The following is a 20751-nucleotide window of genomic DNA, read 5'->3' as shown; positions in this document are numbered from 1 at the left end:
TTCGAACGACCTCGTTCGACTGTGTTCGTGCGCGCCGGGCCGGCGCCACTCGGGGCAAGCGCCCGCCGCGCTTGCCGGCTTCGCTCCGTTCTCACCTCATCTGGGGGTTTCGTGAATCGCTCCGGTTCCCGCGCCGTGCTGCTGATCGGCACCGCGCTCGTCCTCGCCGCCTGCCACCCGAAGGAAGCCGCGCCGCCCGCGCCGCGCCCGGTCGTCGCGCTGCCCGCGCACGCCGACGGCGCCGCGGCGGCCGCCACGCTGCCCGGCGAGATCCAGCCGCGTTACGCGACGCCGCTGTCGTTCCGCATTGCTGGCAAGATCGTCGAACGCAAGGTGCGGCTCGGCGACACCGTCAAGGCCGGCCAGGTCGTCGCGCTGCTCGATCCGTCCGACGTCGAGAAGAACGCCGCGAGCGCGCAGGCGCAGCTCGATGCCGCATCGCACGGCCTCGCGTTCGCGAAGCAGCAGCTCGACCGCGATCGCGCGCAGGCGCGCGAGAACCTGATCGCGACCGCGCAGCTCGAACAGACCGAGAACAGCTACACGTCCGCGCTCGCGCAGCGCGACCAGGCGCAGCAGCAGCTCGCGCTCGCGAAGAACCAGCTCCGCTATGCGACGCTCGTCGCGGACCACGCGGGCACCATCACCGCCGAACAGGCCGACACCGGCCAGAACGTATCGGCCGGCCAGGCCGTCTACCAGCTTGCGTGGTCGGGCGACGTCGATGTCGTCAGCGACGTGCCTGAGGCAGCGCTCGCGTCGCTCGCGCCCGGGCACACGGCGAGCGTCACGTTGCCGTCGCTGCCGGGCCGCCGGTTCGACGCGAAGGTGCGCGAAATCGCGCCGGCCGCCGATCCGCAAAGCCGCACCTACCGCGTGAAGCTCACGCTCGCCGCGCCCGATCCGGCCGTGCGCCTCGGGATGACCGCGACCGTCGCGTTCGACGGCGCGCCGATTGCCGGCAACGCGCCGAGCATCACGCTGCCCGCGACCGCGCTGTTCCACGACGGCCCGCATCCGGCCGTGTGGGTCGTGCGCACGAAGGACGACACGCTCGAACTGCGCCGCGTCGACGTCGCGCGCTTCAACGAACGCACCGTCACCGTGTCGAGCGGGCTGCAGCCTGGCGAGCGCGTCGTGCTGCAAGGCGTGCACACGGTCAGCGCGGGCGAGAAGGTGCGGCCGATCGCACCGCTGCATGCGGAGGACTTCGCGTCATGAGCGGCCCCCGCGAAGAAGGCCGGTTCAATCTGTCCGCATGGGCGCTGCGCCATCAGGCGCTCGTCGTCTACCTGATCGCGCTCGCGACGCTCGCGGGCATCCTCGCGTACACGCGGCTCGCGCAATCCGAAGACCCGCCGTTCACGTTCCGCGTGATGGTGATCCGCACGTTCTGGCCCGGCGCGAGCGCGCGGCAGGTGCAGGAGCAGGTGACCGACCGGATCGGCCGCAAGCTGCAGGAAACGCCGGCCATCGACTTCCTGCGCAGCTATTCGCGGCCCGGCGAATCGTTGATCTTCTTCACGATGAAGGATTCGGCGCCCGTGAAGGACGTGCCCGAGACCTGGTACCAGATCCGCAAGAAGGTCGGCGACATCGGCTACACGCTGCCGCCCGGCGTACAGGGCCCGTTCTTCAACGACGAGTTCGGCGACGTCTACACCAACATCTGGACGCTCGAAGGCGACGGCTTCACGCCCGCGCAACTCCACGACTACGCGGACCAGCTGCGTACGGTGCTGCTGCGCGTGCCCGGCGTCGGCAAGGTCGACTACTTCGGCGACCCCGACCAGCGGATCTTCATCGAGGCCGACAACACGCAGCTCACGCGTCTCGGCATCTCGCCGCAGCAGCTCGGGCAGGCGATCAACGCGCAGAACGACATCTCGTCGGCCGGCGTGCTCACGACCGCCGACGATCGCGTATTCGTGCGACCGAGCGGCCAGTTCGACAACGTCGCCGCGATCGCCGACACGCTGATCCGCATCAACGGCCGCACGTTCCGGCTCGGCGATCTCGCCACCGTGAAGCGCGGTTACGACGATCCGCCCGTCACGCAAATGCGCACTCAAGGCCATGCCGTGCTCGGCATCGGCGTGACGATGCAGCCGGGCGGTGACGTGATCCGGCTTGGCAAGGCGCTCGACGCCGAATCGAAGGACCTGCAGGCGCAGTTGCCGGCCGGCCTCAAGCTGACGCTGGTGTCGAGCATGCCGCATGCGGTATCGCATTCGGTCGACGACTTCCTCGAAGCCGTCGCCGAAGCGGTCGCGATCGTGCTGGTCGTGAGCCTCGTGTCGCTCGGCCTGCGCACCGGGATGGTCGTCGTGATCTCGATTCCGGTCGTGCTCGCCGTCACGGCCCTGTTCATGTACCTGTTCGACATCGGGCTGCACAAGGTGTCGCTCGGCACGCTGGTGCTCGCGCTCGGGCTGCTCGTCGACGACGCGATCATCGCGGTCGAGATGATGGCCGTGAAGCTCGAACAGGGCTACAGCCGCGCACGCGCCGCCGCGTTCGCGTACACGAGCACCGCGTTCCCGATGCTGACGGGCACGCTCGTCACGGTGTCGGGTTTCCTGCCGATCGCGCTCGCGAAATCGAGCACCGGCGAGTACACGCGCTCGATCTTCGAGGTGTCGGCGATCGCGCTGATCGCGTCGTGGTTCGCGGCCGTCGTGCTGATTCCGCTGCTCGGCTACCACCTGCTGCCCGAGCGCAAGAAGCACGCGCACGAAGCGCACCTGCCGGACGATCACGAGCACGACATCTACGACACGCGCTTCTACACGCGCCTGCGCGGCTGGATCGACTGGTGCATCGAGCGCCGCTTCGTCGTGCTGCTGATCACCGGCGCCCTCTTCGTCGTCGCGCTGATGGGTTTCTCGCTCGTGCCGCAGCAGTTCTTCCCGAGCTCCGATCGCCCCGAGCTGCTGGTCGACCTGCGGCTGCCCGAAGGTGCGTCGTTCGCGGCGACGCTGCGCGAGACCGAACGCCTCGAGAAGGTGCTCGACAAGCGGCCCGAGATCGACCATTCGGTGAATTTCGTCGGCAGCGGCGCGCCGCGCTTCTACCTGCCGCTCGACCAGCAACTGCAATTGCCGAACTTCGCGCAGTTCGTCGTCACCGCGAAATCCGTCGAGGATCGCGAGAAGCTCGCGACGTGGCTCGAGACCACGCTGCGCGACCGCTTCCCGGCCGTGCGCTGGCGCCTGTCGCGGCTCGAGAACGGGCCGCCCGTCGGCTACCCCGTGCAGTTCCGCGTGAGCGGCGACGACATCGCGACGGTGCGCTCGATCGCCGAGAAGGTCGCGGCGACGATGCGCGGCGACGCACGCACGATGAACGTGCAGTTCGACTGGGATGAGCCGGCCGAGCGCTCGGTGCGCTTCGAGCTCGATCAGAAGAAGGCGCGCGCGCTGAACGTCACGTCGCAGGACGTGTCGAGCTTCCTCGCGATGACGCTGTCCGGCACGACCGTCACGCAGTATCGCGAACGCGACAAGCTGATCGCGGTCGACCTGCGTGCGCCGCGCCCCGATCGCGTCGATCCCGCGAAGCTCGCGGGCCTGGCGATGCCGACGCCGAACGGCCCCGTGCCGCTCGGCTCGCTCGGCCGCTTCACGCCGGCGCTCGAATACGGCGTGGTGTGGGAGCGCGATCGCCAGCCGACCATCACCGTGCAGTCCGACGTGCGCGCCGGCGCGCAGGGCATCGATGTCACGCATGCGATCGACGGCAAGCTGAATGCGTTGCGCGCGCAACTGCCGGTCGGCTACCAGATCAACATCGGCGGGTCGGTCGAGGAAAGCGCGAAGGCGCAGACGTCGATCAACGCGCAGATGCCGCTGATGGCGATCGCCGTGTTCACGCTGCTGATGATCCAGCTGCAGAGCTTCTCGCGCGTGCTGATGGTCGTGCTGACCGCACCGCTCGGGCTGATCGGCGTGGTCGGCACGCTGCTGCTGTTCGGGCAGCCGTTCGGCTTCGTCGCGATGCTCGGCGTGATCGCGATGTTCGGGATCATCATGCGCAACTCGGTGATCCTCGTCGACCAGATCGAGCAGGACATCGCGGCCGGCCACGGCCGCTTCGACGCGATCGTCGGCGCGACCGTGCGGCGCTTCCGCCCGATCACGCTGACGGCCGCGGCCGCCGTGCTCGCGCTGATCCCGCTGTTGCGCTCGAACTTCTTCGGGCCGATGGCGACCGCGCTGATGGGCGGGATCACGAGCGCGACCGTGCTGACGCTGTTCTACCTGCCCGCGCTGTACGCCGCGTGGTTCCGCGTGAAGCGCGACGAACGCGACCCGCGCGACGGCCCGCCTGCCGCCCCGTCGGGAGCCTGATCATGGAACTGTCGATGAACCTGAAAACGAAGGCCGCGCGGGCGCTCGCGGCCGCGAGCCTCGCCGGCCCGCTCGCCGGCTGCGCATGGTTCGCGCCGAGCGGCGAGCCGCCCGCGATGCCGTCGCCCGCGCATTACGGCGCCGCCCCGCAAGTGCAGCAGACCGTCGCCGCGCAAGGCGTCGCGCAGCAGTTCGAGGTCGGCGCGCAGCCCGTGCCCGACTGGTGGACGCAGTACCGCTCCGATGCGCTGAACGCGCTCGTCGACGAAGGGCTGCGCAACAGCCCGACGCTCAGCGCGGCTTCGCATTCGCTTGATGCCGCGCGCGAACAGTTGCGCGGGCAGATCGGCAGCTCGATGCTGCCGTCGATCGGCGCTGGCGCCCAGGCCACGCGCCAGCGCGCACTCGGCGTGCCGATCCCCGCGCTCGGCGCGCCGACGCTGCTGTACGACACGTTCGTCGGGCAACTGCAGGCGAGCTACACGATCGACCTGTTCGGCGTGTCGCGTTTCGCGAACCGCGCGCTCGCGAAACGCGTCGACGTCAGCGCGTTCCAGCTCGAATCGGCGCGTCGGGCACTCGCCGCGAACATCGTCACCGCGTCGATCACGGTGTCGGTGCTCAACGCGCAGATCGAGACGACCGAACGGCTCGTCGCGCTCGCGAACGACCAGGCGCACGACGCGCAACGCCGCTACGCGCTCGGCTCGGCGTCGCACAGCGACGCGCTGAGCGCACGGCAAAGCGCCGACACCTTCGCCGCGAGCCTGCCCGCGCTGCGCCAGCAGCGCGACTCGGCGCGCCATGCGCTGGCGGTGCTGGTCGGCCGCACGCCCGACCGGCCGCCCGCCGACCTCACGCTCGCCGACCTGCACCTGCCCACGCAGGTGCCCGTGGTCGTGCCGTCCGACCTGCTGCAAAGCCGCCCCGACATCCAGGCCGCCGACGCGGGGCTGAAGGCGGCCGCCGCCGAAGTCGGCGTCGCGACCGCGCAGTTGTTCCCGCAGCTGTCGCTGTCGGCAGCCATGGGCAAAGGCGGCTTCAGCTGGCCGACGATGCTGTCGGGCGCCGGCGCGATCTGGAACGTCGGGGCGTCGCTGAGCCAGCCGCTGTTCCACGGCGGCGCGCTGCTCGCGCAGCGGCGTGCGGCGAAGGCCACGTACGAAGCCGCGGTCGACCAGTACAGGCAGACCGTGCTGAGCGCGTTCCAGAACGTCGCCGATTCGCTCGCCGCGCTCGAGCACGACGCGGAGGCGCTCGATGCGTCGTCGCGGGCCGCGCTGTCCGCGCGCGGCGCGTACGACGACGCGGCCGCCCGCGTGCGGCTCGGCGCGTTGCCGCCGTCGGCGGCGCGCGCGAGCGAGCTGCAGTACCGCAACGCACGGCTCGACGAGATTCGCGCGACCGGCGCACGCTTCGCGGATACCGCGCGGCTCTATCAGGCGATGGGCACGCCGCCGGTCGAGCCGATCGGCAACGCAGCGACGGCCGGGAACGGCGGCACGGCAGGCCACGCCGGCAACGCGGATCAAGGCGCTCCCGCCGCCCAGGCACGCGCGGCCACGCCCGACGCGCCGCCGTCACCGCAATAACGCGCCCTTGCCCCGGACGCATGGCGCGCGGAACCACCCCGCGCGCCGATCCGCGATCTTCCACTTGACCCTCACGTAGCGTAACGTTCGAGACTCCAGTGTGCGCACCGAACGGAGGACACCATGCGGCTGAAAGTGGGAGAACTGGCGAAACGCAGCGGCCTGACCGTCCGCACGCTTCATCACTATCACGCGATCGGCCTCCTGACGCCTTCGGCGCGCGCCGACAATGGCTACCGGCTGTACGACCGCGACGACATCGCCCGGCTCCACCAGATCCAGGCCCTGCGTCGCTTCGGACTGTCGCTTGCCGAAATCGGCGACTACCTGAACCAGCCCGGCACCCCGCTCGTCGAGCTCGTCGCGAAGCAGATCGCGTCGCTCGATCACCAGCTCGCGCAGGCCGCGCAGCTGCGCGAGCGGCTCGTGCACCTGCACGCGCAACTCGCCGCGGGCACCGAGCCGGAACTGGCCGATTGGCTCACCACACTGGAGTTGATGACCGTGTACGACAAATATTTTTCCGAGGAAGAACTCGCGCGTCTGCCGATGTACCGCAAGAGCCAGGCGGGCGACGCCGAATGGATCGCGCTCGTCGCCGACGTGCGTGCGCTGCACGACGCGGGCGTGCCGCCCGAGGACGAGCGCGTGCGTGCGCTCGCCGGCCGCTGGATGGCGCTGCTCGTGCGCGACACGAACAACGATCCGCGGCTGCTCGCCAAGCTGAACCTGATGCACGAGCGCGAACCGGCGATGCAGTCGAAACTCGGCATCTCGACCGTGCTGCGCGACTATGTGCTGCGCGCGTCCTCGGAAACGAAGATGCGGATCTTCGAGAAGTATCTCGACCCGGACGAGATCCGCTTCATGCGCGCGCACTTCGGCGAACACGCGATGGAATGGCCGCAACTGATGGGCGACGTGCGCGATGCGATCGATACGGGCGCACGGCCCGATTCGCCGGAAGGCCGCGCCCTCGCGCAACGCTGGCTCGACCTGTTCCGCAGCTATGCGGGCAACGACCCGGCCACGCACGCGAAATTCCGGCATGCGATGATGACCGAGCCGGCGCTGACGAAGGATTCGTGGGTCGACGACACGCTGCTCGGTTTCATCCGCGAGGCGATGGCGCAGCTTGCGCCGGCGCGTTGACGGCGTAGCCCCCGCGGGCTGTGCGTGGTGGTTTCACGCGCCGCCCGCGCGAGCGCTCCGGCTTCCGCTCACCGCTCGCGCACGCCGAGCCCGAGCGCCTTCATCCGCCGGTACAGCGTGCGCTCGCTCAACCCGACGTGCCCGGCCAGCTGCTTGCGCGTACCGTCGAAGGTGCCGGCAATCCGCACGAGTTCCGCGTCCGACACGCCACGCGTGTCCGCCGCATGCGCGTGCGACGCGGCCGACGCCGCGACCAGCTCGGCCGGCAGATGCTCGACGCGGATCGTCCCGTCGTCCGCGAACAGGCACGCACGTTCGAGCACGTTGCGCAGCTCGCGGATGTTGCCCGGCCATGCATATGCGTCGAGGCACGCACGCGCATGCTCGGTCAGCACGAACGGTCGCGCGCTCGCATCGCCCGCGCCGGCACGCGCGTTCGCGATGCGCCGCAGGATCGATTCGGCCAGCAGCGCGACGTCGCCGCGCCGCTCGCGCAGCGGCGGCAGCGGAATCGGAAACGCGTTGATCCGGTAGTAGAGATCCTGCCGGAACCGGCCGTCGTCGATCATCTCGCGCAGCGGCTTGTGCGTCGCCGCGACGAGCCGGAAATCCGCGCGCAGCGCCTCGACGCCGCCGACGCGCCGGAACGTCCCCGACTCGATCAGCCGCAGCAGCTTCACCTGCATCGGCAGCGGCACGTCGCCGATCTCGTCGAGAAACAGCGTGCCGCCCTGCGCGGTCTCGACGAGGCCCGGCTTGCGCTGGTTCGCGCCGGTAAACGCCCCCTTCTCGTAGCCGAACAGTTCGCTCTCGAACAGCGTCTCGGCGATGCCCGAACAGTCGACGACCACGAACGGCCCCATCGCGCGCGCGCTCGCCTCGTGCAGCGCCCGCGCAAACAGTTCCTTGCCGGTGCCCGATTCGCCGAGCAGCAGCACCGGCAGCATCGACGGCGCGACGCGCTGCAGCGCGCCGAGCGCCGCATTGAACGCGTCGGCGCCGCCGACGAGCCCTTCCGCGCTCGGCTGCGCGGACGCGCTGCGCACGGTCGTCAGCCGCTCGACGTACGCGATCACGTCGCCGCGCGCATCGAAGATGGGCCGCAACTCCACATCGACGTGCTCGGGGCCGCGCGGCGTATGGTGGATGTGCAGCACGCGGTTCAGGCCGCGCGACTCGAGCGCCTGCTTCATCGGGCAATGCTCGCCGGCCTGATCGCACGGCACGTCGTAGTGATGCGAGACCTGGAAGCAGCGCCGGCCGACGTGCTCGACACCCGCCACGCCGAACTGGCGCCGGTACGCATCGTTCGCCGCGAGGATGCGGTAGTCGGGATCGACGACGATCATCGGCTGCGGATCCTGCTCCAGATACGCGACAAGCGCGCGCACGTCGGGCATGACGTCGCGCGCCGGCGCGGGAACGATCGGAATGGTGTCGTGCGGATTCATGAGGCGGCTCGGGAATGGATGGACAGTCGGACTGCCAGACCGACTGCCAATTCTGCCACAGCACTGCCATACATGGCAGTCGACTTCGACGATGCCCCATCGGCCGCGCCCGCGGCGCACCGCGATCGGGCCAGAAATCCGAGCCGAATCAAGTACCTGCCACATCGCCCGGCGTCGCGACGCGGATTGGCATGCTTCTTGAACATGGAATCGCCGATTGCAGATGCAGAACCCGATCGAGGACAACCCGTGAGCCATGCCCCCATGCTGTCGGTCGAAGGCTTTTTCGACCCGGCGACCCATACCGTCAGCTACCTGTTGCTCGACACCGCGAGCCGCGCGTGCGCGCTGATCGACAGCGTGCTCGACTACGACCCGAAATCGGGCCGCACGCGCACCGCCAGCGCCGACCGGTTGATCGCGCGCGTCGCCGAACTCGGTGCGACCGTGCACTGGCTGCTGGAAACGCACGTGCACGCCGACCATCTGTCGGCCGCGCCGTACCTGAAGGCGCGTGTCGGCGGGCAGATCGCGATCGGCTCGCACGTGCGCCGCGTGCAGCACGTATTCGGCACGCTGTTCAACGCCGGCCCGGGCTTCGCGCAGGACGGCAGCCAGTTCGATCGGCTGCTCGACGACGGCGACACGCTTGCGCTCGGCGCGCTCACGATTCGCGCGCTGCACACGCCGGGCCATACGCCCGCGTGCCTGACCTACTGCGTCGACGACGCGACGCAGCGTGCCGCATTCGTCGGCGACACACTGTTCATGCCCGACTACGGCACCGCCCGCTGCGACTTCCCGGGCGGCGACGCACGCACGCTGTACCGCTCGATCGCGCGCGTGCTCGCCCTGCCGCCCGACACGCGCCTGTACCTGTGCCACGACTACCAGCCGGGCGGCCGCGACGTGCAGTTCGTGACGACCGTGGCGGAGCAGCGCCGCGCGAACGTGCATGTGAAGGACGGTGTGACCGAGGACGATTTCGTCGCCATGCGCACCGCGCGCGACGCGACGCTCGACATGCCCGTGCTGATGCTGCCGTCCGTGCAGGTCAACATGCGTGCCGGCCACCTGCCCGAGCCCGAAAACAATGGCGTGCGTTACCTGAAGATCCCGCTCGACGCGATCTGAGCCGCCGCCCCGACCGGAGAACCCCCGACATGACCATCCGCCCGCTGACCGACCTGCTGTCGGTCTCGCCCCAGATCGCCGCGACCGACCTGCCCGCGCTCCACGCGGCCGGCATCCGCACGATCGTCTGCAACCGCCCGGACGGCGAAGGCGCCGACCAGCCGACCGTCGCCGAAATTCGCGCCGCCGCCGCGCCGCTCGGCATCGCCGTCCATTACCTGCCCGTCGACACCGGCAAGGTCACCGACGATCAGGCCCGGCAGTTCGACGCGCTCGTCGCGTCGCTCGCGGGCCCGGTACTCGCATACTGCCGCAGCGGCACGCGCTCGGCGACGCTGTGGGCGCTGTCTCAGGCCGACAGGCGTCCGGCCGGCGACATCGTCGCGATCGCCGCCGCGGCCGGCTATGATCTCGCCGCGCTCGCGCCGCGTCTCGCACGAGGCTCCGCGCAAGGACTCGCGCAGGACGGCCGCCAGGCCGCGCCGGCCGTCGACGCGCGGCACGACATCGTGATCGTCGGCGCGGGCGCGGCCGGCGTCGCGGTCGCGTCGAGCCTGCTTGCGCGCGACGCATCGCTCGATATCGCGGTGATCGACCCGGCCGAGACGCACTACTACCAGCCCGGCTGGACGATGGTCGGCGCGGGCGTGTTCCGGCCCGACACGACCGCGCGCCGGATCGTCGACCTGCTTCCGCGCGGCGTGAAATGGATCCAGGCCGCCGTCGCCGGCTTCGAGCCCGACGCGCACACGGTGGTGCTCGACGGCTGCCGGCGCATCGGCTACCGCAAGCTGATCGTGTGTCCGGGGCTCAAGCTCGACTGGCACGCGATCGACGGCCTCGCGGAAACGCTCGGCCGCAACGGCGTCACGTCGAACTATCGCTACGACCTCGCGCCGTACACGTGGGAACTGGTGCAGGCGTTCCGCGGCGGCAACGCGCTGTTCACGCAGCCGCCGATGCCGATCAAGTGCGCGGGCGCACCGCAGAAGGCGATGTACCTGTCGTGCGACCACTGGCGGCGCACGGGCCGCCTCGGCGCCGCGAACGTCGAGTTCCTGAATGCGGGCGCCGCGCTGTTCGGGGTCGCCGACTACGTGCCCGCGCTGATGGAGTACGTGAAACGCTACGACATCGCGCTGTCGTTCGGCCACAACCTCGTCGCGATCGACGGGCCCGCCCGGCGCGCGACGTTCCGGCGCGCGTTGCTCGACGGCGGCACGGAAACCGTCGAGCGCACGTTCGACATGATCCACGTCGTGCCGCCGCAGAAGGCGCCCGATTTCGTGCGCGCGAGCCCGCTCGCCGATGCGGCCGGCTGGATCGACGTCGATCCGGCGACGCTGCGGCACAAGCAGTTCGCGGACATCTTCGCGCTCGGCGACGTCACCAACACGACCAACGCGAAAACCGCCGCGGCCGCGCGCAAGCAGGCGCCCGTCGTCGCGCACAACGTGCTCGCGTCGCTGGGCCGCGCGCACGGCGACGCCGCGTACGACGGCTACGGGTCGTGCCCGCTCACCGTCGAGCGCGGCAAGATCGTGCTCGCCGAATTCCTCTACGGCGGCAAGGTCGCGCCGACCTTCCCCGCGTGGCTGATCGACGGCCGGCGTCCGTCCCGGCTCGCGTGGCTGCTCAAGGAGCGCCTGCTGCCGCCGCTCTACTGGAAGGCAATGCTCAAGGGCCGCGAATGGCTCGCGAAGCCCGCGATCGCACGTTGACCGGAACCCGATGACACCATGCTGATTTCCCTCGTACTCGGCAGCCTCGTCGGCGCCGTACTCGGCCTCACCGGCGCGGGCGGCGGCATTCTCGCGGTACCCGCGCTCGTCGTCGGGATGGGCTGGCCGATGCAGCAGGCCACGCCCGTCGCGCTCGTCGCGGTCGCGGGCAGCGCCGCGCTCGGCGCGCTCGAAGGGTTTCGTCGCGGGCTCGTGCGCTATCGCGCGGCACTGTTGATGGCCGTGGCGGGCGTGCCGCTCACGACGCTCGGCGTGAAGCTCGCGCACGTGCTGCCGCAACGCGTGCTGCTGGCGCTGTTCGCGCTGACGATGCTGGTCGTCGCGAGCCGCCTGCTGCGGCAGGCACTGCGCCACGCCTCCGGCGACGCGGACGAATCGCGGTTGTGCGTCGGCCGCGTGAATCCCGATACGGGCCGCCTCGTGTGGTCCTGGCCGGTCGGGCTCGCGCTCGCGTCGACCGGCGCGGTGACGGGGCTGATGACGGGCTTGCTCGGCGTCGGCGGCGGCTTCGTGATCGTGCCGATGCTGCGCAAGTTCACGAACGTGTCGATGCACGGCGTGGTCGCGACGTCGCTGATGGTGATCGCGCTGGTCGGCACCGGCGGCGTGCTCGCGACGCTCGTGTCGGGCACGCGCGCGCCGCTCGACATGACGCTGTGGTTCACGGTCGCGACCGCAATTGGCATGGCGATCGGACGCAATGCGTCCCGGCACCTGTCCGCGCGGCACGTGCAGGCCGGCTTCGCTGCCGTGCTCGTCTGCGTCGCGCTCGGGTTGCTGGCGAAGGCGGCGTTCGGCGCGTGAACCGGGACGCGGGGATCGCCCCGCGTCCTGCGCCGGAGCCGCCCCCGCCGTCGCAAAACCGCCGCAAGCCGCATGCTAGACTCCCCGCGCGCCGTTGCCCGGCGCGTCGACACCAACAAGAACCCTGGAGTCCGGTCATGCACATCGGTAAACGAGGAAGCGCGGCACTTGCCGCACTGCTGTTGACGCCACTCACCGCGCTAGCCGCATCCGCCTATACGGCGACGCTGACGCTCGCCAGTCTCTCCCCGTCGGTCGGCGGAACCGACAAGGCAACGCTCAAGCTCGCCAACACCGGCACCGCGCCTGCTGCCGCCGGGCTCTTCATCGGCATGCCATCCGGTTTCAGCGCGAGCGGCCTCACCAGCACGTGTGGCGGCACGCTCACCGACGACGGCACGTCGCGCATCGCGTTGTCGGGCATGACGGTGCCGGCGGGCGGCACCTGCACGCTCGGCTTCACGCTCGGTGTGCCGCCGGTCGCGGCGCTGCCGCCGGCAGGCGCGCGCAGCTTCACGATCACGGCCGATACGGCCGCAGGGCTCGCGACGCTGACGGCCGCCACCGCGCCGACGCTGTCCGGTTTCCTCGGCTCGACGCCGGGGCTTTACAGCGACACGTGGTTCCCGTCGACGGTACGCAGCGTCGGCACGCTCGACCTGTTCATCACGCCGGCAACGGACCCGGGCCCGAACTCGAATGTCTTCTGGTCGAACCAGATCGGTTCGCTCAATGGCTACACCGGCCTGCAGTCGACCGAGCTGGTGTCGGCCAGCGAAGGCGTCGGCAAGCAGTTCCTGTTCAGCCTGTGGGGCGCGACCGCCGCCAAACCCGGCACGCCCGCGAGCGCGGGCATCGGCGCGGGAAGCTATTGCACGGTCAGCGGCTCGGCGACGGATGGCAGCGCGGGCGCGCAATGCCGCTATCGCTACGAGTGGCACGCGGGCCACACGTACCGGTTCCGCATCACGCCGGACACGAGCCAGGGCCCCGGCTGGTTCAAGAGCAACGTGACCGACGTGACGAACGGTACAACCGGCGACAGCTTCGATATCGGCAGCATCTACGTCGGCACCACGCAGACGCAGGTGCCCGTCGGCTGGATCAGCCAGTGGGTCGAATATTTCGACTGGAACTCGAGCCGCACGAGCTGCGCGTCGATCGCGCACACGGACGCGCAGTTCAGCATTCGCGCGTATGACGCGATCGGCAACGCGGTGTCGGTCCCGGCACCCTCGGTCACGGTCAACAAGTCGTGTCCGGCGAGCTATGCGAACGCGTCGCAAGCGAATGGCGTCGCCACGCTGATCGGCGGGCCGCAGCAATCGGCCGCCGGCCTCGTGAAAAGCGGCGGCGCGTGCCTGACGGCGTCGGGCGGCCTGACCGACGGCAGCGTCGCAACGCTCGGCGCATGCCCGACGCTCGCGTCGGTGCGCGCATCCGGCGGCACGCACTTCAATCCGCAACTGTGGGTCGTGGCCGGCGACGGCACGCTGCAGACCAAGTACAGCTACTGCCTCACCGCGCAGGCGCCCGGCTCGGCCAACGGCGCGCTGCTGCGCACCTGCGTGCCCGGCACGGCGAGCCAGCAGTGGCAGGTGAAGGCCGGCACGCTGCCGGGCACAGCGCAACTCGTGTCGCAGGCTACCGGCCGCTGCCTCGCGCCGGCCGGCAGCGCCGTGACGCTGCAGGCTTGCACTATGGCCACGGCAGTGTGGAAGACGCCCGGCAAGAGCTTCGCATACTGAGCGCCTCGGCGCGGCACATAAGGAAAACGCCCGGTCCGACTCGACGTCGGCACCGGGCGTTTTTCATGACGACGGCCGTGCGCGCGTCAGGTCGCGAACGACATCATCCGCTTGCGCTCCTGACGCAGCATCACGAAGTTCGCGATCACCACGCCCGCCGTCACCGCGACGATGAACAGCGTCGCGAGCGCGTTCATCTCCGGGTTCAGGCCGAGGCGCACGCGCGAGAACACGACGAGCGGCAACGTCGTCGAGCCGGGGCCCGACAGGAACGCCGACAGCACGAGGTCGTCGATCGACAGCGTAAACGACAGCAGCCAGCCCGCGATCAGCGCCTGCGAGATCAGCGGCAGCGTGATCGTGAAGAACACCTTCAACGGCGTCGCGCCCAGATCGAGCGCGGCTTCCTCGAGCGACGGGTTCAGTTCGCGCACGCGCGACTGCACGATGATCGCGACGTAGGAGATGCACAGCATCACGTGGCCCAGCCAGATCGTGAACACGCCGCGCTCGGCCGGCCAGCCGATCCACTTCGCCAGCTCGATGAACAGCAGCAGCAGCGAGATCCCCTGGATTACCTCGGGAATCACCAGCGGTGCGTTGATCATCCCGCTGAACAGCGCGAAGCCGCGAAAGCGGCCCATCCGCGCGAGCACGAAGCCGGCCCACGTGCCGATGAACACCGACGCGAACGCGGTCAGCACGCCGATCTTCAGCGACAGCCATGCGGCCGTCAGCAGTTCGTCGTCCTCCACGAGCGCCGAGTACCAGCGGAACGAGAAGCCCGACCACACGGTGACGAGCTTCGACTCGTTGAACGAATAGACGATCAGGCTGATGATCGGGATGTACAGGAACGCGAAACCGGCGAACAGCGCCGCGAACTGCAGGTAACGATTCGGCTTCATCGACGGCGGCCCTCCTGCTCCTTCGCCTGGAAGTGCTGGAACATCGCCATCGGCACGAGCAGCAGCAGCACCATCGCGCAGGTCACGGCCGACGCCATCGGCCAGTCTGCGTTGTTGAAGAACTCATTCCACATCACGCGGCCGATCATCAGCGTGTTCGCGCCGCCGAGCAGTTCCGGAATCACGTACTCGCCGACCGCCGGAATGAACACCAGCAGGCAGCCCGCGATGATCCCGTTCTTCGACAGCGGCAGCGTGATCTGCACGAACGCCCTCCACGGCCTGGCTCCCAGGTCGTACGCGGCTTCGAGCAGGCGCAGGTCCATCTTCACGAGGTGCGCGTACAGCGGCATCACGAGGAACGGCAGGTACGAATACACCATCCCGATGTACACCGCGTAGTTCGTGCGGTACAGCTCGATCGGCGTGTGGGTCAGGCCGATCCACATCAGGAAGTTGTTCAGGAGACCGTTGTTCTTCAGGATCCCGATCCACGCATACACGCGGATCAGGAACGACGTCCAGAACGGCAGCATCACGCCCATCATCAGCAGGTTGCGGGTCGCCGGGTTCGAACGCGCGATGTAATACGCCATCGGATAGCCGATCAGCAGGCACAGCAGCGTCGTGATCGCCGCGACCACCACCGAATTCACGTAGGTCGCGAAATACAGGCTGTCGGTGAGCAGGAACGCATAGTGCGACAGGTTCAGCGCGATGTGCACCACGCCGTCCGCGTATGACGCGAGTTCCGTATACGGCGGAATGCCGAGCTGCAGCTCCGCGAAGCTGATCTTCACGACCAGCACGAACGGCACGAGGAAGAACAGCACGAGCCACGTATACGGCCCCGCGACGACCGCCGAGCCGCCGGTCAGGTTGAAGCGCCGCACGGGCCATGCGAGCAGGGACTTGAGCGTGCTCATGACGTCAGCACCACGCCCGCGGTCGCGCTCCAGCGCACGTAGATCTCGTCGCCGAGCGACGGGGTGTCGAGCTCGGAGATCGCGAGGCTCGACACGTTCGCGATCACCGTCTTGCCCGCATCGAGCTTCACGTGATACAGCGAATAGCCGCCCATGTACGCGACGTTGGTGATCTTGCCGCGCGCCCAGTTGAACGCGCCTTCGGGCGGCTTGCGCGTGAGCGCGATCCGCTCGGGGCGCACCGACACCGTGACCGGCATTCCGAGCGGGCCCGTGATCCCGTGGCTCACGTACAGGCGGCTCGGCAGCTCCGGCGATTCAATGTACACGTGATCGGGTTCGTCCTCGACGGTGACGCCTTCGAACAGGTTGGTCGAGCCGATGAACTCGGCCGAGAAGCGGCTGTTCGGATATTCGTAGACTTCGTTCGGCGAGCCGATCTGCACGATCTGCCCTTCGCTCATCACGGCGAGCCGGTTCGCCATCGTCATCGCCTCTTCCTGGTCGTGCGTGACCATGATGCAGGTGACGCCGACCTTGTTCAGGATGTTGACGAGCTCGATCTGCGTGCGCTGGCGGATCTGCTTGTCGAGCGCCGACATCGGCTCGTCGAGCAGCAGCACCTTCGGGCGCTTGACGAGCGAACGCGCGAGCGCGACGCGCTGCTGCTGGCCGCCCGACAGCTGGTGCGGCTTGCGCTTCGCGTACTTGCTCATCTGCACGAGCTCGAGCGCCGCCGCGACGCGCTCCTTCAGCTCCGCCTTCGGCGTGCCTTCCTGTTTGAGGCCGTATGCGACGTTCGATTCGACCGACATGTGCGGGAACAGCGCATACGACTGGAACATCATGTTCACGGGCCGCTTGTACGGCGGCGTCTGCGCGAGGTCCTCGCCGTCGATCAGGATCTTGCCCGACGTGACCGTCTCGAGACCCGCGAGCATGCGCAGCAGCGTCGACTTGCCGGAACCCGAGCTGCCGAGCAGCGCGAACAGCTCGCCCTGGCGCACCGTCAGGTTCACGTTGCGTACCACTTCGGTCTCGCCGAATTTCTTGACGACGTCGACAATCTGGACAAAGTTCTCGGCGCGCGCATCGGCGCCGGACGAAGGAACGAAGGACGGCGCGCCCGCGACCGGCGCCCCCGACTGGCTATTCATGATGTGCTGCTTCTCTCCTGCGTTTGACGAACAAAGCCCCCGGGGACACCAGGGGCTTCATGACTGCTGGCCTGCTCCGGCTCGCTTCAGCGGCCCGATTTCAGCTCGGTCCACAGACGCGTCTGCAGACGCTGGATTTCAGGCGGCAGCGGCTTGAGCAGGAACAGCGTCTTCACGACGTCGGCCGGCGGGTAGACGGCCGGGTCGTTCGCGACGTCCGGCCGCACGTACTTGCGTGCCTCGGCGTTCGCGCTCGGGTAGTACACGGCGTTCGTGATCGCCGCGTGCACCTTCGGATCCTCGATGTAGTTGATCCACTGCAGCGCGGCGTCCTTGTTCTTCGCGTCCTTCGGGATCGCCATCACGTCGAACCAGACCGGCGCGCCGCCCTTCGGAATGTAGTACTCGACCTTGTACGGCTTCTTCGCCTCGATCGCGCGATGCTTCGCGATCACGACGTCGCCCGACCAGCCGAACGCGAAGCAGATGTCGCCGCCGACCAGGTCGTTGATGTAGCCCGACGAGTTGAACTGCGTGATGTACGGGCGGATCTTCTTCAGCACTTCCATCGCGGCCTTGTAGTCGGCCGGGTTCGTGCTCATCGGATCCTTGCCGATGTAGTGCAGCGCCGCCGCGAACATCTGGTCAGGCGCGTCTAGCACCGACACGCCGCAGGTCTTCAGCTTCGAGATGTTTTCCGGCTTGAACAGGATGTCCCAGTTGTCGAGCGGAACCTTGCCGAGCGCCTGCTGCGCCTTCGTCAGGTTGTACGCGAGACCGGTCGTGCCGTACGCCCAGGGCACCGAATACTTGTTGCCCGGGTCCGCGCCGGCGACGAGCGCCATCAGTTGCGGATCGAGGTACTTGAGGTTCGGCAGCTTCGACTTGTCGAGCGGCGTGAAGATGCCGGCCGCGATCTGCTTGCCCGCGTAGTTGCTGGTCGGCACGACGATGTCGTAGCCCGAGCTGCCGGTCAGCAGCTTCGCCTGCAGCGTGTCGTCGCTGTCGTAGTTGTCGTAGCGAACCTTGACGCCCGCCTGCTTCTCGAAGTTCGGGATCGTGTCCTTCGCAATGTAATCGGACCAGTTATAGACATTGAGCTGCGTATCCTTCGCCGCCGCCGCCGATGCACCCACGCACAGCGCAAGCGCTGCGAACCGGCCCACTACCTTTGCTTTCATCCCGTTCTCCCTCCGGCCGAACCCGTGTCCGGCTGCCGTCTGCCTCGTCATGGCGGCGCATCCCGGCACGCCGCCCCTCGAAAACCCCGAACGCTACCACCATTCGCGCTCCGTCACAAAAAAATCATGCCGGTGTCGCGCAAACGGAACAGATTGCCGCGGCCGGCCGCTCGGGCGGCCCGCGCAGCGGGGCGTTCCGGAGGAATTCTATCGGGTAATCGGCGTCTGTCCATCAGGAAAAGAAGGCGGCCGCGACACCGTCCGGACGGGTGGCCGTCGCGCCGCCGGGATCGCGGCCGGGGCGCGTCGTCGCGATGCATTAAAATGACGCCCTGACGATTCAACGCGCGAACCCTTCCGATGGCCTCCAACCTCCACGACCTGCCCGACAGCCCCTGCATCGGCGTGTGCTCGACCCTCTTCGACGAAGTCTGCAAGGGCTGCGGCCGCACGGCCGGCGAAGTGTCGAACTGGGTTTTCCTGAGCGACGACGAGAAACGCGCGGTGTGGGAGCGCATCACGCGCGAAGGCACCGCGATGCGCTTTCAGTACGACAAGCTGTAAATCCGCCGCACAAAAAAAGAGCGGCATGCCGACTGCCATGCCGCCAACCCCAACTCTGTTCTTTTTCGCTCGCGTCTAGAACTTCATCCCGACGCCCACGCCGACGATCAACGGATCGATGTGCAGCGTGCCGATGCCCTTGTCGCCGAGCGTCGCATCGGTGCTCATCCAGATCTTCTTCACGTCGACGTTCATGAACACCTTCTTCGTCAACTGCACGTCGACGCCGAACTGCAGCGCGGGACCGAAGCTGCTCTTGTTGATCGACACGCCTTCCCCGCCGACGTTGAGCCCGTTGTTGTAGAAGTACGTGTAGTTCAGGCCCGCGCCGACGTACGGACGCACCTTGCCGGCATGGTTGAAGTGGTACTGCAGCAGCAGCGTCGGCGGCAGCACGCCCACGCCGCCGAGATTGCCGAGGCTCGACGTCATCTGGTGCCGCGACGTGCCCAGAATCAGCTCCACGCCCAGGTAGTCGCGGATCATGTACGTGAAGTCGAGTTCCGGCACGATCGCGTTGTTCACGCCGGTATTGATCGCGCCGAGCGTGTCGCTCGCGCGCTCGTTCGGCTGGATGCTGATCGCGCGCAGCCGGACCAGGACGTCACCCTGGTTGATCCCGTCTCCCGCCGACGCCGCGTGCGACAGCGAGGGCATCGTGACGAGGCTCGCCGCCACGGCGGCAGCGGTGATGCATGTTCGAATCGTTTTGTGCATGGTACGGACCCCTTGTAGAATTTATTCCATTCTCCACGTAGGGTCTTTGCGTCGTCTTGATATCCGTCAAGCCAGCGTAAACATTGGACGGTTTGTCGCAGGCTCCGTCGCACGGCCCGTCAGCAGCAGGTCAAGCAGATCGCGCACGCTGCGGATCGCGTTGCCGAACGGCAGCGCTTCGCGGCCGCGGAAGAACAGGCCGTTCGCGACGTCGCCGCGCAACGCGGCCGAGAGCCGCGTGTCGATGCAGAAATGGCCGAACTTTTCGATACCGTCGCGCAGTCCGCAGACGCTCAGGCACTCGAGCGCGGTCGGGCAGCGCTGCTTGAACGCGCCGAGCTTGTCGCGAATGCGCGTTTCGTTGCGCAGGTAGCGATCGAGCCACGGGGTCTTCACCGCGCGCGCCGGCAGCCCCGTCACGCTGACGAATTCGACGATGTCCTCGGGCAGCGCATCGGCCAGCACGCGCTTGAAGTTCGGATGCGCATCGCCCTCTTCCGTCACCGCGAACGGCGTTCCTACCTGGACGCCGTTCGCGCCGGCCGCGAGCGCCGCACGCACCGTGTCGTGACTGTTGATCCCGCCCGCGACGATCAGCGGGATCGCGTCGCGTGCGAGACCGAGCGACGCCATCACCTGCGCGGTCTCGTCGAGCACGCGCGCGAAATCGAAGCGCGCATCGTGCATGTCGTCGATCTGCGTGACGCCGAGGTGGCCGCCCGCATGCGCGGGATGCTCGATCACGATCGCGTCGGGCAGCCGCCCCTTCTTCATCCACTTCTTCAGCACCAGCGCGATCCCGCGGCTGTCCGACAGGATCGGAATCAGCGCGATGTCATGACCCTGCGTGAGATCGGGCAGATCGAGCGGCAGGCCTGCGCCCATCACGATCGCGTCCGCGCCTTCGTCGCATGCGACGCGCACGTAGTCCGCATGCGCGCTCACCGCCTTCATCACGTTGACCGCGATCATCCCGCGTCCTTCGCTGTAGGTCTTCGCGAGGCGAATCTCGCGCGCGAGCGCCTCGAGGTTCGCGGCCTCCAGCGTCGCGCGATCGGGATTCGCGCGACAGCGTGCGAGCAAGTCCGCATGGTGGTGACGCAGGTCGATGCTCGCGATCGTGCCGAGCGCGCCTTCGCGCGCGACGCTGCCCGCGAGGCGGTGCGCGGAGATGCCGACGCCCATGCCGCCCTGCACCACGGGCAGCAAGGTGCGGCCGCGAATCGTGAGCGGCGGGAAGGAAGTGCGTGCGGTCATCTGAACCTCGTCGAAACATCGGAAATCGGAAACGCGATGATCGACGGATCCACCGGCGCGCACCTTGAC

16 protein-coding genes are annotated in these 20751 nt (G+C 68.5%); 9 read left to right on the top strand and 7 right to left on the bottom strand.

Annotated features, from left to right (window positions below; translation table 11 throughout):
* Window positions 1-111 precede the first annotated feature (111 nt).
* From WS45_RS19330 to WS45_RS19315, 4 genes are all read left to right on the top strand, one after another.
* Complete coding sequence (locus tag WS45_RS19330; protein WP_059701125.1) at window positions 112-1221, top strand: efflux RND transporter periplasmic adaptor subunit; 1110 nt, start codon at window positions 112-114, stop codon at window positions 1219-1221.
* Window positions 1218-4349 carry an efflux RND transporter permease subunit gene (locus WS45_RS19325; RefSeq protein ID WP_059701123.1) on the top strand — a complete coding sequence of 1044 codons (3132 nt, stop codon included), beginning with the start codon at window positions 1218-1220 and terminating at the stop codon, window positions 4347-4349. Before WS45_RS19330 ends, WS45_RS19325 begins: the two co-directional genes overlap by 4 nt.
* Window positions 4350-4351: 2 nt before the next feature.
* A complete protein-coding gene (locus WS45_RS19320) occupies window positions 4352-5941 on the top strand; it encodes an efflux transporter outer membrane subunit (protein WP_059701122.1) in 1590 nt (529 codons plus the stop codon).
* Window positions 5942-6064: 123 nt separating this feature from the next.
* Window positions 6065-7093 (top strand): MerR family transcriptional regulator, encoded by a 1029-nt coding sequence (locus WS45_RS19315; protein ID WP_059701121.1) that lies wholly within the window; start codon window positions 6065-6067, stop codon window positions 7091-7093.
* A gap of 68 nt (window positions 7094-7161) precedes the next feature.
* Here WS45_RS19315 and WS45_RS19310 read toward each other — a convergent pair whose 3' ends face one another.
* Entirely contained in the window at window positions 7162-8544 is a 1383-nt protein-coding gene (locus WS45_RS19310; protein ID WP_059701120.1) for a sigma-54 interaction domain-containing protein, read from the bottom strand.
* 264 nt (window positions 8545-8808) lie between these two features.
* Here WS45_RS19310 and WS45_RS19305 point away from each other — a divergent pair, with 264 nt between their 5' ends.
* From WS45_RS19305 to WS45_RS19290, 4 genes are all read left to right on the top strand, one after another.
* Window positions 8809-9678 (top strand): MBL fold metallo-hydrolase, encoded by an 870-nt coding sequence (locus WS45_RS19305; RefSeq protein ID WP_373558368.1) that lies wholly within the window; start codon window positions 8809-8811, stop codon window positions 9676-9678.
* Window positions 9679-9707: 29 nt separating this feature from the next.
* The gene (locus WS45_RS19300) at window positions 9708-11399 is read left to right on the top strand and encodes a bifunctional protein tyrosine phosphatase family protein/NAD(P)/FAD-dependent oxidoreductase (RefSeq protein ID WP_059701119.1); all 1692 of its coding nucleotides are present in this window, start codon (window positions 9708-9710) and stop codon (window positions 11397-11399) included.
* Between the two features lie 18 nt (window positions 11400-11417).
* Window positions 11418-12224: a sulfite exporter TauE/SafE family protein gene (locus tag WS45_RS19295; RefSeq protein ID WP_059701118.1), complete on the top strand. Its 807-nt coding sequence runs from the start codon at window positions 11418-11420 to the stop codon at window positions 12222-12224.
* Between the two features lie 137 nt (window positions 12225-12361).
* The gene (locus WS45_RS19290) at window positions 12362-13972 is read left to right on the top strand and encodes an RICIN domain-containing protein (RefSeq protein WP_082721983.1); all 1611 of its coding nucleotides are present in this window, start codon (window positions 12362-12364) and stop codon (window positions 13970-13972) included.
* Between the two features lie 86 nt (window positions 13973-14058).
* Here the strand turns inward: WS45_RS19290 and WS45_RS19285 are convergent, their stop codons facing one another.
* From WS45_RS19285 to WS45_RS19270, 4 genes are all read right to left on the bottom strand, one after another.
* On the bottom strand, window positions 14059-14880 hold the full coding sequence (locus WS45_RS19285) for an ABC transporter permease subunit (protein ID WP_059524235.1): 822 nt from the start codon (window positions 14878-14880) through the stop codon (window positions 14059-14061).
* Window positions 14877-15806 (bottom strand): ABC transporter permease subunit, encoded by a 930-nt coding sequence (locus WS45_RS19280; RefSeq protein WP_059691659.1) that lies wholly within the window; start codon window positions 15804-15806, stop codon window positions 14877-14879. Before WS45_RS19280 ends, WS45_RS19285 begins: the two co-directional genes overlap by 4 nt.
* Entirely contained in the window at window positions 15803-16963 is a 1161-nt protein-coding gene (locus WS45_RS19275) for an ABC transporter ATP-binding protein (RefSeq protein WP_059701117.1), read from the bottom strand. The genes WS45_RS19280 and WS45_RS19275 overlap by 4 nt, the downstream gene beginning before the upstream one ends.
* Window positions 16964-17049: 86 nt before the next feature.
* The gene (locus WS45_RS19270) at window positions 17050-18144 is read right to left on the bottom strand and encodes a polyamine ABC transporter substrate-binding protein (RefSeq protein WP_059524232.1); all 1095 of its coding nucleotides are present in this window, start codon (window positions 18142-18144) and stop codon (window positions 17050-17052) included.
* 360 nt (window positions 18145-18504) lie between these two features.
* Between WS45_RS19270 and WS45_RS19265 the strand changes: the two genes are divergently transcribed.
* A complete protein-coding gene (locus WS45_RS19265) occupies window positions 18505-18708 on the top strand; it encodes a DUF1289 domain-containing protein (protein WP_027784516.1) in 204 nt (67 codons plus the stop codon).
* Between the two features lie 75 nt (window positions 18709-18783).
* On the opposite strand, the gene WS45_RS19260 is transcribed toward WS45_RS19265, so the two are convergent.
* Together WS45_RS19260 and WS45_RS19255 are read right to left on the bottom strand one after the other, a co-directional pair.
* Window positions 18784-19425 (bottom strand): OmpW/AlkL family protein, encoded by a 642-nt coding sequence (locus tag WS45_RS19260; protein WP_059691658.1) that lies wholly within the window; start codon window positions 19423-19425, stop codon window positions 18784-18786.
* Window positions 19426-19491: 66 nt separating this feature from the next.
* A complete protein-coding gene (locus tag WS45_RS19255) occupies window positions 19492-20682 on the bottom strand; it encodes an NAD(P)H-dependent flavin oxidoreductase (protein WP_059701116.1) in 1191 nt (396 codons plus the stop codon).
* Between the last annotated feature and the right edge of the window lie 69 nt (window positions 20683-20751).

Origin of the sequence: Burkholderia sp. RF2-non_BP3, assembly GCF_001522185.1 — a bacterium.
GTDB lineage: Bacteria > Pseudomonadota > Gammaproteobacteria > Burkholderiales > Burkholderiaceae > Burkholderia > Burkholderia diffusa.
This window is presented reverse-complemented; position numbering and strand designations above follow the sequence as displayed.